We start from the raw sequence: 14327 nt of genomic DNA, 5'->3' as shown, positions 1-14327 counted from the left end.
TTTCCTTAAGTCTCCGCTTCTTATCGGAAGATTGGTCTCCACTAATTATGTATTGTGTTAAGGAAATTTTGATGAGCAAACAGGTTCAGTCGGGTTTTCATATAATTACGAGCTTTTTCCATGGCCCGAAAGAAAGCCCATGACTAAATAAGGCAACTACTTTTGGCAGTTGTGCTTTCATGTTATTGAATTCATGAGACTTTTTAAAAAATGGTCCATTACGATTCCTCTTCAGATTGAAGCCTCGAAGGGAAGGTAAGTTGGGGATAATTGGAGAGATTTTGCCTTGATTGTGGCCAGTGCGGTGAAAGGTATAATTAAGAGGAACTTAACCCAAGGAAATTGGGGAACCGGGAAACCAAATATGAAAGTCATGATTTTAATCGCTCTATTTTTAATGTGTGCGAGTGCCTTTGCGACCTCTAAAGTTGCGGTAGTGAAACTCATGCGTGGTGAAGCGAGTGTCCTTACATTAGGGAAAACAACACCATTGAAAGTAGATGACTGGGTGGAGAACGGTGCAGTTGTAAAAACGGCCGAGAAGAGTTTTGTGAAACTTATCTTTATTGATAAGTCTTCAATGAACGTTGGCCCTAACTCAGAAATGAAGATTGAATCATTCTCTGGAAAAGACTCAGGTGTGATTGATCTTGTGAAAGGTAAAATCCGCTCGCAAGTAACAAAAGACTATCTTCAAATTAATAAAGATAAATCAAAGCTTTTTATTAAAACTCAAAACGCCGTCATGGGTGTGCGTGGTACGGACTTTATGATTTCTACTAACGGAAAGAACACTTCAACTGTGCTTTTTGAAGGGGAGATCGTGTTCAATAAACTTGAACAGCGTGGAGAGACGAATACAAATCGTCTGGAAGAAATCGTTGATCGCGGTGTGAGAATGTATCCGGGTGAGTTCTCGGTAATGGAAGCCAGTCGTCCGATGCCAACGATTCCATCACTTATGAATATTCAGCAACGTGAGAGACTTGAAAAAAACTCTGAGTTTGAATCAAGCAGAACACCAAGCAATACAACGAATGAAGTGAGTAAATCAGTTGTGCCTGCTGGGTTAAGTGGTGCTCAAGTGAGTAACACAAGTGAAACGATCAAAACTCAAATGGCCCAAGTTGTACCTACTGAGCCAACACAAGCTTCACCAGCTTCTGCTGATCCGGATGGTTACGTGAAGGGAGATGCCTTTAAGCCGGCCAACGGTTCAATCGTAAACGTTGAGTCTGGTGAAATCATCGCTCCAGGTCCAGGTAGTACGTTAGATAAAAACACGAACACTTATATTGATGGGCAAGGTATGGCCATGGTGTCTTCTTCTGGTGATGTTATTCAACCTTCCCAAGAACTAAAACCGAATGGCCCAACAGGTGTGCCAAATCCATCAGGGGGTCCTCAGAAACCAGGACCAACTCCGGTTCCTGCACCGGCACCTCGTCCTGATATCACACATAGCTTTCCAGACTTTCAAAGACCTCTTGGAGGCACATGTACAGGTGGGGGAATTTGTGGTGTGAATGATCCGACTCGTGGAGTGTCTACGCATACGGATACGACAATTATTATTAGACCGTAATTAAAGATTTAGATTTTATATACTGCTGTTGTTGAAGGACCAAGATGAAGTTATTAGCATGGATGCTAATTCTGGGCATGAGTTTTTCTTTGTTTGCTCAAGATGTATCTCAAGAAATTACCGACGCCACAAAAAATGCGACTTATAAACACGCAGCTAAGTTATTTGGTGAAGGGAAGTATCAGTCGACAACGGAAGAACTCACTAATATTGAGGCCAAAGAAACTGATAAAAGTAAGCTTGGTTTTATCGCTTACTGGAAAGGAATTTGTTACAACCGAATCCAGGAATTTGGTGAAGCAATTAAAAGTTTTCGGACTGCCCTAGGATATAAATACGCTCCAAGTGACATTCACTATGAATACGGACAAGCACTATTCGCAGCCGAAAAGCTCGCTGAGGCCCGTCTTCAGTTTCGTGAATCTGTAAAAAGAAAATTTAAACGGGGCGTTTCTCTTTACTATATCGGTTATATTTCGAAAGAAATGGGTGAGCGTAAGAAGGCATTCACCTTTTTTAAGGCCGTTGATAAGCTTCCTCCAGAAGAGGCACAAGAAGTAAAGCAGGCCTCTGAAATGCAAATTGGTGATATTTATCTTGAGCAGGTTGAAAAGCATCCTGATGCTTTCAAATCAGTTGAGACCATTGTTATTCCTCAGTATGAAAAAGCAATTGAAGTAGATAAAGAATCCGCCCTCGTTCCGGCGATCCGAGAGAAGATCGTTGGACTTCAACGAAAGTATGACCTGATTCTTTTCCAACTTCGCAATGGAAGACCGACACTAATCCCGCCGTATTTTGTACGGGCCGCTGCTGAACTAGGGCACGATTCTAACGTGACCTTCGCTCCTTCAGACACGACCATCTCTTCATCAAAGCAAGCGTCAACGTATTCACGTGTTGACCTGATGGGACGATACACTTTTTATCACCGCGATTATTTTAGTATTGCCCCTGAATTGAGATTTAATAGGACGTATTATTTCAATCGTGTTCCTGAAATTTATCGTAACGATAACTACATGGTGGCACCGGCCATTCGAACCGCCTATGAGCATACGTTGTGGAAAAAGCCCGCGGCCTTCCTGGTGGACTATGACTACAATGAGGCCAGACGTGACGTTAATGCCGAAGAAAAACTCGAGTTCAGTTCACGCTCGCATACGTTTATGATCGGGGAGAAATTTAACTATTTCGCTTTAGGTGAATCAATCCTGAGATTACGTTACAGAACGCTTGAAAGTTATATCAGTTCAGCGGACTCGAAACTGATTAGTTTGGCCTACGAACAAATCATGACTTTTAAAGTGAATACTTTTCTTTTATACGCTAGCTATGATCAGATGAGAGTGAGTGATTCGTCGTTTGATACAAACTCATTCACTGTTCGAGGTGACTTAATCATGGCCCGTGTTCGTGACTGGTTTACACCGATGGCGAGCTTGATGCTGACTTCAACTGATCCGATCAATAACCAAAGTGCCCGTGGACGCGAATTACTTTTTAACCCAAGTTTTCGTCTTGCTCGTACCTTTAAAAAGAACTGGCGTGCTAACTTGAAGTATGAGTATCAGAAGAATAATTCGAAAGACACTGAGAACTTTGCCTATAAAAAGTCTATCTACGCCCTTGAACTAGAATACTTATTCTAAAGGAAGATCAATAATAAAGGTCGTTCCTTTGCCTTCTGATTCGGCCCAGATGCGTCCTTTGTGTTTGGCAATGATGTGTTTCACGATGGAAAGACCTAGGCCCGTTCCACGAGAAACTTCGCGGGAAGAATCCACTCGATAGAATCGTTCGAAAATACGTTGAATATGCTCTTTCGAAATCCCCGGTCCGTTGTCCGAAATCGTGATAATGGCCCGGTCATTTTTCTTGAAGCTCGCGATCTTAATATCAATTGAATCAGACTCTGAGTATTTGCAGGCGTTGTCCACAAGGTTTGAAATAACCTGTTCCATTAAACGGCTGTCGCCAGTGATGGTCTCAACCGCCAAGTCCCAGTTCACATTCACTTTCTTTTCTGGGTAGTTAGTCTTAATGTTACTTGCTACGGTCTCAACCATTGATGGTAGGTCCAAAGGTTCCATGGTCTGAAGGTAACGAGACTCAATCACTGATAGATTCAAGAGATCGTTAAAGAGAGAAATCATTCTCTCAGTGTTGCCCACAATTTTATCCAGAAAGATATGAAGAGATTCATCAATCTTACTTGCCTGAGATTGAAGAAGTTGCGTATAGCCCTTCACCGAGGTGAGGGGAGTTCGAATTTCGTGAGAAACGTTGGCCACGAAATCCACTCGCATTTGTTCGGAGAGTTTAAACTCGGTCACATCGTAGAAAACTCCAAGGGCCCCGTTAATGGTTCCGTCTGAAGATTTAAGTGGTGTGATCGTAAGATCAAAAAAGCGCTCAGGGCGGTGACTATAAGGGAAGTTCTTGGCCCTAAGAGACGAAGGAGCACCAGTTTGAAGAACTGAGCGGAAAGCGTCCAGAACCACTTCATCATTAAAAGTGTGCCATAGCTTTGGTTTAATCTGGGTGTTCTCGTTGGTTCTTAAAAAGTCATTCTTGAACTTTGTATTATAGAAGAGAACCGATTCGTATTTATCAATCGCGAGAATGTCGTCATTAATGGATTCAAGAATGGCCGTGTTCTTTTCGTTCTCAAGACGAGATTCTGCCATCTGACTTTGAAGTTTTTGATCGGCCTTGTTCAGGGCCTCTTCAATCGCCGCCCACTCATCTCTTTCATAAAGAAGTTCAAGGTTCTTGTTAAAAGGGATATCGTCTTTGAATTTTTCCACCTTCGAGAGAATGATCCCAAGGGGCTTGGTCGAAAGATAGAAAAAGTAAACAAAGAATAGGTAACTGATAATTGAAAACGGAACAATTCGAAGGAACAGTACCCGGTCAAAGCGATCCATGTTGTCTCGAAGAGAGGACACTGGAATGACCTTTCGGATCATAAGATCATCACCCAAACGAAGACTCGCGAACACGGCCTGTGTTCCAAAAAAATCACTCTTTCTTAATTGAGTGGCAAATCGAGCTTCATGGGACTGAACGATTTCGGTGATGTTATCGAGCTTTTCACCCACCATTTTTTTGTCTGCGCTATCACAGATGATGGTTCCGTTTCTTCTTACCAGTGTGTATTGAACGTCCTTTAGGGGAGGAATACTTTCACACCACTTCTCCCAGGAAATTCCTGACTGAACCAAGGTATAACGAAGAAGTCTTAGATCCTCTTCGATCTGAATGGTCATCTGGGCCACGAGGCCCTGTTTATAAGAAGAGCGGTAAAGGAACAGAATTAAAAAAAGCGTAGGAAGGAAAACCACCAATACCAGGCGGGTGACACGGTAAAAGAAGAACCAAGGGTAGGCGGTTTTATTAGAGGACATCTTTAAATCTATATCCAATGCCCCTGATTGTTTCAATCATATTGGCAGCTGGACCGATTTTTTTCCTTAAACCTGCGATATGGGTATCAATTGTACGGCCAGTGACGAAGATGTTCTCGCCCTGGATGTTATTGATGAACTGTTCACGAGTAAACACGTGACCCGGTTTTTGGGCGAGCATGCTTAGGATCTTAAACTCGGTAGAAGTGAGGTTAATTTCATCTTTCTCAACCATCACTCGGCATTTAGCGACCTCAATCTTCATAAGACCGAAATCAAGAGTGTCGTCATCTGTCTTTTCAACTTTAAGTTCACGAAGCTGAACGCGAACACGGGCCTCAAGTACTTTTAGATCAAATGGCTTTGTAATGTAATCATCAGCGCCAGCATCAAGAGCGGCCACGATGTTCTCAGGTTGAGTCAGGGCCGTGATCATGACAATCGGAGTGTCTTTGTAGTTTTTCTGGCCACGAAGTTTCTTCGTGAACTCAAGACCACTCATCACACCAGGTAGCATCCAGTCGATGATGAAAAGATCAATTTTCTCAGGTCGCTCGACATAAGTAATGGCCTTGTCTACGCTCTCAGCGATGAGTACGTTATGCCCTTCAGATTTTAGTTGGAAGCTAATAAGGTCGCGAATGTCTTGTTCGTCTTCGATAACTAGGATGGTGGCGTTTTTCATATACCGATTATATATACTAACGTTGCTCTGAAGGAAGGTTAAAGTTCGGTTAAGAAGGGCCCCCTGGTAAGGAATTACAGGGGGCGGGTAGGTCAAATTCTATTTAGCGTAGGTTTTTATTAGCAAAGTCCCAGTTCACGATATTCCAAAAGGCCGTTACGAAGTCGGGACGAGCATTTCGGTAGTCAATGTAGTAGGCATGTTCCCACACATCCAGGGTCAGAAGAGCAGTCAATCCATGGGCCATTGGAGTGTCCGCGTTCGAGGTATTCATGATCTCCAGGTCACCTTTTTGGTTTTGAACCAACCAGGTCCAACCTGATCCGAAGTTGTCCACGGCCGACTTTGAGAAGACTTCTTTAAACTTATCGAAGTTTTCCCATTTCTTCGTGATCATATCCCCAATTTTTCCCCCCGGATAACCGCCTGCTTTAGGGGCCATACAGTTCCAGAAAAAGCTGTGGTTCCAGTGTTGAGCGGCATTGTTGAAAATAGGCCCCTCAGAATTTTTAATAATCTCTTCCAGCTGCATGTTCTCGAATTTCGAACCTTTAATCAGGGTATTCAATTTATTGACATAGGCCTGATGGTGCTTTCCATAGTGATATTCGAATGTTTCTTTCGAAATATGGGGCTGAAGTGCGTCTTTTGGGTAGGGTAGAGCGGGTAGGGTATGTTCCATAAAAGGCCTCCTTTTTAATCAGAAATACTTCAAATGAAAGCTCCCTTGAGGTTGCTCCTCTTGAGTTCGATCGTCAATAAACAGGGCTTGGCGTCAAAAGCTTATTGAGAGTCTCGTTGACTTTAATTCGAGATGAGTTCAGAATTTTTCCAAATGAAAAACATCCTGATTTTGTTACTTTTGAGTAGCTGTTCCCTCTTTGAGAAACGGCCAAAACTTTCTGATACTGCCCAAGAAACTCCCGGTTGGATTTATGCGCCTTATGAAGCATGTGCTGAGGCCACAGAATTATGTGCAACTGGTGAATCAAAAACCATGGCACAAGCTGATGCGCAAGCAAAGGCCAATCTCGCCAGCATCTTCGAAGTGCAAGTTAAGTCTGACCTGAGTGTGAACACCAGTTCCTCTCAAACATTTCCTTGGCAGAGTGCTGTACGACAAGAAGTTCAGCAATCTCTTCAAGAATCAGTGAATCAAATTCTCGAAGGCGTGGAAGTAAAGAAGCACTTTAAAAAAGAAGGCCTGACTTACGCTCTCGCTTCTCTTGATCGTGCAAAGGCAAGTGACCTTTTAGGTAATCGTATTCAAAAAATCGACGATGAACTCAACGTCCTTTGGGCGCGCAGAAGCCGCACGAATCTCAGAAAAATTGTTCGTCTTTATCTAGAGCGTGAAAAGCTTAACGAGAAATACTCTATCGTTGCTGGACAAGGTCGTCCTGCTCGCATGACTTATCAAGACATCATGGCCTGGAGAGAAACGAGACCACGTGTTGAAAATCTCGCGCTAAGAGTTGGTCAGGCCCCTGAGTGGATGACGGAGAAGCTAAAAGAACTTCTCACGGAGTCTGGATTCAGAATTGTTAAGGGTGACGCTCAAAAGATGATCTCTCTTAATGTCGATTCAATTAAGGAATACCTGAACGTTGAAGGTTTTGAAAAATATACCTTCACCATGAACATGACGAGTTTCGAGAAAGGGGAGAAGCTTAAAGTTCTCGCCGCTTCAGAAACAGTTACCGGCCGTTCGCAAGCGGACGCACTCCTCAAAGTAAAACATTTCTTTAACGATTACATCGAACAACATTTATCGGATTTACACTTAGACTAAGGAAAAGGAGCTCCTATGATGAAGCTGATGTCTGTCCTGTTGATTCTTTCTCTCGGCGTGGCATGTTCTTCTAAAAAGAAAGTGAAGGACGTTGATAACTCTGAAACAATTGCACGCGATTATGAAGTTCGCGATGCTTCTTCTACTGTTCGTCCAGGCTGGATCGAAGATGCTGAAGTATGGGTCGCTCAAGAAAATATGGACACTAAAAAGTTCCGTTATTTTTCTTATGAAACTGAGCCAAAAGTTAACCGTGAAATCGCATGTAATCTAGCGAAAGCAAATGTTCGCTCAGATATCGCTTCTGAAATTACAACTTTCATTCAGAAGTCACTAGCTGCTTCAACTGAAGGCCAGGCAGCAATTGATGCCAACAATCCTAAGACCGCTCCAATGAGAGAGTATGTTTCTAATACTCTTGCAGAAAGAGTTCAGTCTCTTATCCATGGCGCCGCTGTGATTAAGACATACTGGGAAAAGAGAAACTACCAGCAGAAACTTGGTGCTAAGAAAGATCACGTTGGTTTCACATGCGCGACTCTGATCCGTATGGAAGATGCTCGTCTTAAGGCCGCGATTGATAAGGCCTCTGAAGATCTAGTTGAAAAAGCCGATCCTGAACTAAAAGACAATGTGAAGAAAGCTCTTGAAAACCTTGACGAAGATTTCGTGAAAGCTCGTCATGGTGAAGTGTAATTAGGAGATCTAAATGAAATTTTTATTCGTATTACTTTCTGTTTCTATGCTGGCCACTTCTTGTGGTGGATTTAAAGCGAAACGTGTTGACGCTAATGAGTCTGATGAAAAAGGACTTTCAATTACTGATAACTGGATGAGTGCTGATACAACTCAAGCGGTTGCTGACGTTGTTAAACAAATGAAGGCACACCCTGGTTACAACAAAATGAAATCTAAGTTTGGCACTCCAAAAGTGTTCATTGCTGAAGTTCAAAACCAAACTTCTGAAGCTTATTTTCCAATCGGTGACCTGAACGATGAGTTGCTAAATGAGCTTTCTCTTTCTGGTGAATTCGAACTGGTTGATAACCAAGCTCGTGAAAAAATCCTAAAAGAGATCACTTACCAAAATGATGGTATGGTTGATCCTGCTACGGCCAAGAAAATTGGTAAGCAAACAGGTGCAGACATCATGATTTTCGGTAACGTGTATATGAAGCCTGAAAAACGTGATGGCAAAACCATCAAGGAATACTCTGTTAACATCCGTATGACAGATATTGAGAAGACGACTGAGGTTCTTCGTACTCGTACGAAGGTCTTTAAGTACTCTGAGAAATCATCGTTAGGATGGTAAAATTTCACTGCCTACTATTAGCTGTTCTTTTATTCTTGGGGGCCTGTGCCTCCAAGATGAAAGATCAGATGAAGGACTATCGCGAGGCCTATCAGTCGTTAGACTATGAGAAGGCCCAGGCGATCCTTGAGAAGAGCGCTCTTAAAGAAGATAAGAAAAGCTCTCTTCTCTGGCACATGGAAATGGGAACAGTGGCCCTTTCTCGGAATGATGAAGACAACGCTATCATTCACTTCCAAACTTCCCTCGACCTCATCGACAAACTCTATACAAAAAGACTTTCCAGCAAAGCGGCGTCTCTTTTAATTAACGACGCTTCTGATGTGTTTTATGGAGCAAGTTACGAGCGCTCTTACGCTCATTACTTTCTCGCCAAGTCCTATTACGCTCGCTTCTTAAAGAAAGGAGTGAAGCTAGATCTTCAGGCCGCGCGTGCCACCATTCTTGCTTGGGACACGTATTTTACTGAGCTTCAACGTTCTGCGACTTCCAAAACCCTTTATCACACGGATTTGATGTTAAAGGTTTTCGGTGGTCAGATTCACGAAATCAGTGACATCAGAAATGATGATCAGATTGCGCTTCAGTTGTATAAGGACGCTTATAAGATCCTGGATGCTGAAGGGGGAGTGTTCGCTCTCTTTAATAAGAAGAACATCGAATACACTCGTTCATTTGAAGAAAATCTAAAAAAGGGCAAAGGTCCTGATCAGAAATTGTATGAGAAGACCCATGCCTACAATGACCTGAAAGATTTTCTCCAATTTAAAATTCTTTCTCTTACAAAAGAAATTCGTAGTGGTGATTACGACAATCAAGTAAAGGTCTTAAAACCTTCTAAAGTTGTGACTAATAAAGTTGCTTTAGGTCCTACGAATGTAGTGGTTGTATTGGAAGAGGGAATGATTCCTCAGAAAGTAGGGAAGCCTTTTAACTTTGGAATTAAGGGTGCTGTGAATTCTGTGAGTAATCCGGCAGCAAAAACTTTTATTGCCACGGTTGGTACAGAATTTGTAACAGCTTTTGCTATGAACAAACTTGGCATGATTCCAGAAAGAACTGCCAATGCTGGAAGCTTCATTTTTGCTCATGATGTGACCAAGCTCGCGGTTCAAGAAGCGGCGGTTGAGTTCGAATTACCGATGATTGATAACGTTCCATTGGTTCAGCGCCAGGAAGTTTTCTTTTTAAATGAGAAAGGTGTCGTTGTTCATCACAGTCCACTTCCGGTGGTTTCTGAAAATGGTGACATCGCCCGTATCGTTTTAGAAGAAGACGTGGTTGCTCGCTATGTGAAAACTGGGACCCGAGTGGCCGTTCGCCATATTGTGGCGATCGTTGCCGCCATGAAAGTTTACCAAAGTCTTAAGCAAGGTAATGGAGACGGGGACTTCCTTGCGAAAACTGCGGCCATGGCAACTTATGTAGGAGCATCGAAAGGAATTGCGGCCCTAGAGAAGGCCGATACCCGTCATTGGACCACACTTCCTCAGGCCCTTCGTATGACTGAAGTAAAACTTCCACCTGGTAACTATCAGGTTGCCATTGCGACCTATGCAGGGGAGATGGTTCCAACTGCTCCGGCAAAAATCCTGGGGAATATCCAAGTAAGCAAGTCAGGTAAGACCATTCATCACCTAAGATTTCAATCACCGTAATCAACTTTTGACTCGAGTTCCTTTATGTCCTGCCGACAAGCAGGGTAATGAAGACGTTTTATACTATAATCCTGCTTGTAACGACGACTTTTCCTCTCTTCGCCATGGATGAGAAAACAATCCATGTAGAAGGTAACATGAGTGCTAATCGCTCATGGATGGATTACACCTCATCTCAGGAACTCAATCTTAAAAAGCTACTAGAGCTTCTTAGTCGTTCTGCGACTGGTGAGCAGATTATTAAAGAAGCGCAATACAAGGCCTCTCGTACCGGTCTGACACTTCAAGATGTGATCAGAGTGGGAGAAAGCTCTCTTACGGATACAACTTTAGTTCGCAAATTTTCTCCACATTCACCTGAACACGTGATCTATGAATCGCGCTCAGTTGTTTATATTAATAAGAGTCTTGCTTGGGACGATGCTCTTTTGGATCTTGCCCACGAACTTACTCACTATGTTTATAGAGAGAGTTTCAATCCTTATTCAGATGCATTTAATGCCAAAGACTTTATTAAAGGGACAATTGAAGGGAATGGGGGAGAAGTTCAGGCCTTTTTAACTGAATGCCGAGTTCTTCGCGAACTTTTCTCAAAAACAATTCAGTCCCGTTCGAATTGCCAAAAAATCGAAGACGCAAGTGGTCAACTTTCGTTCAAGAAGGCTGTCGAACTTTTTTATCACGTGGGTTCTTATTTCGACGGTTTCAATAAACAATTAGTAAAAAGAGAGATCGCTAGCTCATTTTCAGACCTAAAAGACGAAAAAATAAATTTTATTTCCTCTGCTTATGGCGTTCCTTATCCAGTAGCAGCTCTAATGGAATACGATTTGGTAGTAAGCAAGGTTTGCGAGAATGATAAAAAGCGTCTCGCCTACATGCAGCAAGGACCAAAAAGGGGACCAGCTTCTGCCTCTGACAGTCAGGAGAAATTCGTTCAGAATTACTCTGCTCGTTGTGGCCAAAAATAGGCGTACATTATTCCCAAAGACATTCTCTCGAAATAGCTGATTTTCCAAGCCGTTTCATTGACGAAAACGACCCCAAAAGGTACAAATAGGGGTAATTATTTTTTTCATTGAACCGGAGTTCTCCATGCAAGATGGTGTTGTACTGTCGACCGTTGATGATTTTCTCAACTGGGGTCGCAAAAATTCTTTATGGCCAATGACCTTTGGTCTTGCTTGTTGTGCGATCGAAATGATGGCCACAGGTATGGCAAAATACGATCTAGAAAGATTTGGTTGTGGTGCCTTCATGGCAACTCCACGTCGTGCGGATCTTATGATTGTTGCTGGTACAGTGACACTTAAGATGGCGACTCGTGTGAAAGTTCTTTATGAACAAATGGCAGAGCCAAAATACGTTATCTCAATGGGCTCTTGTGCCAACAAGGGTGGACCATACTGGCAACACGGTTATCACGTTCTTAAAGGCGTTGATGAAGTGGTTCCTGTAGACGTTTACGTTCCTGGTTGTCCTCCTCGTCCGGAAGCTCTTATTGAAGGTGTTATGACTCTTCAGAAGAAAATCGCGAACGAGCGTCTTCTTCGTAATAAGTGGGTAAAACATGCTTAATGTTGATTTCAATAAACTAGCAAGTCTCATCAATGCAAACGTTCAAGGTGCAAACGCCACTGTGAACAATGCAGAAGATGCAAAATTTGATTCAAGCATCACTGTTGAAGCTTCAAAAATCTTCGCAGTTTGTGAGTTCCTTAAAACAAACAAAGAAATGCCATTCAACTCTCTTCAGTGCATCAGCGGTGTAGACTGGGTTGAGTTCATGGAAGTTTGTTACATGCTTGCTCACTTCGATACAACTAACCCTCGTGAGTTCATTCTTAAAGTTAAAGTAACTGACCGTGTAGCACCTGCTGTTGATTCAGTGGTGAAAGTATGGGCGGCCGCTAACTTCCAAGAGCGTGAAGTTTACGACATGTTCGGTATCAAATTTAATAATCACCCTGATATGCGCCGTATTCTTTGTCCGGATGACTGGCAAGGCTGGCCTCTTAGAAAAGATTACATTGCTCAGAAAGATTATAACGGTATGGCCGTCTATCCAGACAACAAGATGAACTTCGAAGATCGCGAATTCATCGTTCGTCAGGACATGATTAAGAAGGCCCAACTAGCAGCTTCAAGTAATTAAGAGGAATCCACTATATGCAATCTAAATGGGACATTGGTGAACCAGAAAAGCCAACCATTAACAGTGAAACTGAACAGCTAAAGTCAGAGCTACTTACCCTGAACATGGGTCCTCAGCACCCTGCTACTCACGGGGTTCTACGTGTAGAGATCTGGACTGACTCGGAAATCGTTGCTCACGCTATTCCACACCTTGGTTACTTACACCGTTGTATGGAAAAGCATGCTGAAAATCTTGATTACCGCGGTATCATTCCTTTCGTTGACCGTCTCGACTACCTTGCTTCTATGAGCATGGAGTGGGGATACGTAATGGCGGTTGAGAAGATGCTTGGAACGGAAGTTCCTCGTCGTGCTGAACTTCTTCGTATCTTAACTGCGGAACTTCAGCGTATCGCTTCTCACTTAATGGCATTCGGTACATATGCACTAGATCTTGGAGCTTTCACTCCGTTTCTATATGCCTTCGAAGAACGTGAAAAAATCCTTCGTCTATTCGAAGAAGTTTCAGGCGCTCGTCTTCTTTATAACTACATCTGGATTGGTGGTGTGTGGAACGACTGGACTGATGACCAGATCGCTCGCGTATCAGCATTCGTAGATAATATGGAACAAGAAGCGAAGAAATATCATGAGCTAGTATCTCTGAATAAAATCTTCGTTGAGCGTACATCTAACGTTGGTGTTCTTACAGTTGAAGACTGTTTCACATACGGTGCAACCGGTCCGGTACTTCGTGGTTCTGGATACAAGTGGGACCTTCGTAAGAACAAGCCATACTCACTTTACTCTGAATTCGAATTCGACGTTCCAGTTGGTGACGGCGAGCGCGGCGTAGTAGGTGACTGTTGGAACCGTTACATTGTTCGTATGAGAGAAGTTGTTGAATCTATCAAAATCATCCGTCAGGTGATTGATAAGCTTGAGCCAGGTCCAGTTATGGGCAAAGTGCCTAAGATCATCAAGCTTCCTAAAGGTGAAGTGTATGTTCGTTCAGAAGCTCCTCGTGGTGAAATTGGTTTCCACTTGGTGTCTGAAGGCAATGACTCTAAAACTCCATACCGCTTGAAAGTGAAATCTCCATGTTTCACTCACACGTCTATGCTTCCACACATGGCCCCAGGTCAGATGGTGGCAGACTTTGTAGCATCTATTGGATCAATTGATATCGTACTAGGAGAGGTAGACCGATGAGCACTGCAGTTCACGAAACGTCTTCCGTGAAGGAATATTTTAAAGCACTTTTTGATGGTATCTACACAACTGCCAAAGGTATGTGGATCACTTTCAGATACGTATGGGCGGTTAAACCTGCTTCAATCGAGTACCCTGAAGTTCGCGAAGTTCTTCCTGAAAGAGCTCGTATGCGTCTCTTCAATGATGCTCAAAATTGTATCAGCTGTACTCAATGTGCAATGGCCTGTCCGGTTGATTGTATTTACATCGCTTCAGAAAAATTTCCTGAAGGTACTGAGATCAAGAAAACTTCAAATGGTCAGCCGATCCGTTTGAAACTGACTCAGTTCACAATTGATACTTCACTTTGTTGTTATTGCGGTCTTTGTACGACTGTGTGTCCGACTGAGTGTCTGACTCACTCTCATGACTACGAATTCTCTCAGTATACAATCGATGCCATGAAGTACGACTACCTGGCACCAGATGTGGTTGCTTGGCGTGACCGTATCGTTAAATCTTAGTTGAAAATAGAAAGGCCCCTTTTGGGGC

The 14327-nt window shown here is 43.0% G+C and carries 14 protein-coding genes; 11 read left to right on the top strand and 3 right to left on the bottom strand.

The window, feature by feature from the left end; translation table 11 throughout:
* Window positions 1-364 precede the first annotated feature (364 nt).
* Complete coding sequence (locus tag ACJVC5_RS19795) at window positions 365-1585, top strand: FecR family protein (RefSeq protein WP_408097276.1); 1221 nt, start codon at window positions 365-367, stop codon at window positions 1583-1585.
* Between the two features lie 44 nt (window positions 1586-1629).
* Window positions 1630-3237 (top strand): tetratricopeptide repeat protein, encoded by a 1608-nt coding sequence (locus ACJVC5_RS19790; protein ID WP_408097275.1) that lies wholly within the window; start codon window positions 1630-1632, stop codon window positions 3235-3237.
* Here ACJVC5_RS19790 and ACJVC5_RS19785 read toward each other — a convergent pair.
* The 3 genes from ACJVC5_RS19785 to ACJVC5_RS19775 all read right to left on the bottom strand — a co-directional run bounded on the left by ACJVC5_RS19785 (window position 3229) and on the right by ACJVC5_RS19775 (window position 6362).
* Window positions 3229-4995 carry a sensor histidine kinase gene (locus tag ACJVC5_RS19785; RefSeq protein ID WP_408097274.1) on the bottom strand — a complete coding sequence of 589 codons (1767 nt, stop codon included), beginning with the start codon at window positions 4993-4995 and terminating at the stop codon, window positions 3229-3231. The two genes, ACJVC5_RS19790 and ACJVC5_RS19785, sit on opposite strands and share 9 nt — an antisense overlap.
* Window positions 4985-5680 (bottom strand): response regulator, encoded by a 696-nt coding sequence (locus ACJVC5_RS19780; RefSeq protein ID WP_408097273.1) that lies wholly within the window; start codon window positions 5678-5680, stop codon window positions 4985-4987. The genes ACJVC5_RS19785 and ACJVC5_RS19780 overlap by 11 nt, the downstream gene beginning before the upstream one ends.
* A 103-nt stretch (window positions 5681-5783) precedes the next feature.
* Entirely contained in the window at window positions 5784-6362 is a 579-nt protein-coding gene (locus tag ACJVC5_RS19775) for a superoxide dismutase (protein ID WP_408097272.1), read from the bottom strand.
* 153 nt (window positions 6363-6515) lie between these two features.
* On the opposite strand from ACJVC5_RS19775, the gene ACJVC5_RS19770 reads away from it, so the two are divergent.
* The 9 genes from ACJVC5_RS19770 (at window position 6516) to ACJVC5_RS19730 (ending at window position 14299) form a co-directional block, all read left to right on the top strand.
* A complete protein-coding gene (locus ACJVC5_RS19770; RefSeq protein ID WP_408097271.1) occupies window positions 6516-7472 on the top strand; it encodes an LPP20 family lipoprotein in 957 nt (318 codons plus the stop codon).
* A gap of 15 nt (window positions 7473-7487) precedes the next feature.
* A complete protein-coding gene (locus ACJVC5_RS19765) occupies window positions 7488-8168 on the top strand; it encodes a hypothetical protein (RefSeq protein WP_321392719.1) in 681 nt (226 codons plus the stop codon).
* A 13-nt stretch (window positions 8169-8181) separates the two neighbouring features.
* Entirely contained in the window at window positions 8182-8787 is a 606-nt protein-coding gene (locus ACJVC5_RS19760; RefSeq protein WP_408097270.1) for a CsgG/HfaB family protein, read from the top strand.
* A 56-nt stretch (window positions 8788-8843) separates the two neighbouring features.
* The gene (locus ACJVC5_RS19755; protein WP_408097269.1) at window positions 8844-10445 is read left to right on the top strand and encodes a hypothetical protein; all 1602 of its coding nucleotides are present in this window, start codon (window positions 8844-8846) and stop codon (window positions 10443-10445) included.
* A 47-nt stretch (window positions 10446-10492) separates the two neighbouring features.
* Window positions 10493-11416, top strand: coding sequence for a hypothetical protein (locus tag ACJVC5_RS19750; RefSeq protein WP_408097268.1), 924 nt, complete (start codon window positions 10493-10495; stop codon window positions 11414-11416).
* Between the two features lie 124 nt (window positions 11417-11540).
* Window positions 11541-12023, top strand: coding sequence for an NADH-quinone oxidoreductase subunit B (locus ACJVC5_RS19745; RefSeq protein ID WP_321392709.1), 483 nt, complete (start codon window positions 11541-11543; stop codon window positions 12021-12023).
* Complete coding sequence (locus ACJVC5_RS19740) at window positions 12016-12600, top strand: NADH-quinone oxidoreductase subunit C (protein WP_408097267.1); 585 nt, start codon at window positions 12016-12018, stop codon at window positions 12598-12600. The genes ACJVC5_RS19745 and ACJVC5_RS19740 overlap by 8 nt, the downstream gene beginning before the upstream one ends.
* 14 nt (window positions 12601-12614) lie before the next feature.
* Window positions 12615-13793 carry an NADH-quinone oxidoreductase subunit D gene (locus ACJVC5_RS19735; protein WP_408097266.1) on the top strand — a complete coding sequence of 393 codons (1179 nt, stop codon included), beginning with the start codon at window positions 12615-12617 and terminating at the stop codon, window positions 13791-13793.
* A complete protein-coding gene (locus ACJVC5_RS19730) occupies window positions 13790-14299 on the top strand; it encodes a 4Fe-4S binding protein (protein ID WP_408097265.1) in 510 nt (169 codons plus the stop codon). Before ACJVC5_RS19735 ends, ACJVC5_RS19730 begins: the two co-directional genes overlap by 4 nt.
* Window positions 14300-14327: the final 28 nt, after the last annotated feature.

Source organism: Peredibacter sp. HCB2-198 (assembly GCF_045999315.1).
Taxonomy (GTDB): domain Bacteria; phylum Bdellovibrionota; class Bacteriovoracia; order Bacteriovoracales; family Bacteriovoracaceae; genus Peredibacter.
This window is presented reverse-complemented; position numbering and strand designations above follow the sequence as displayed.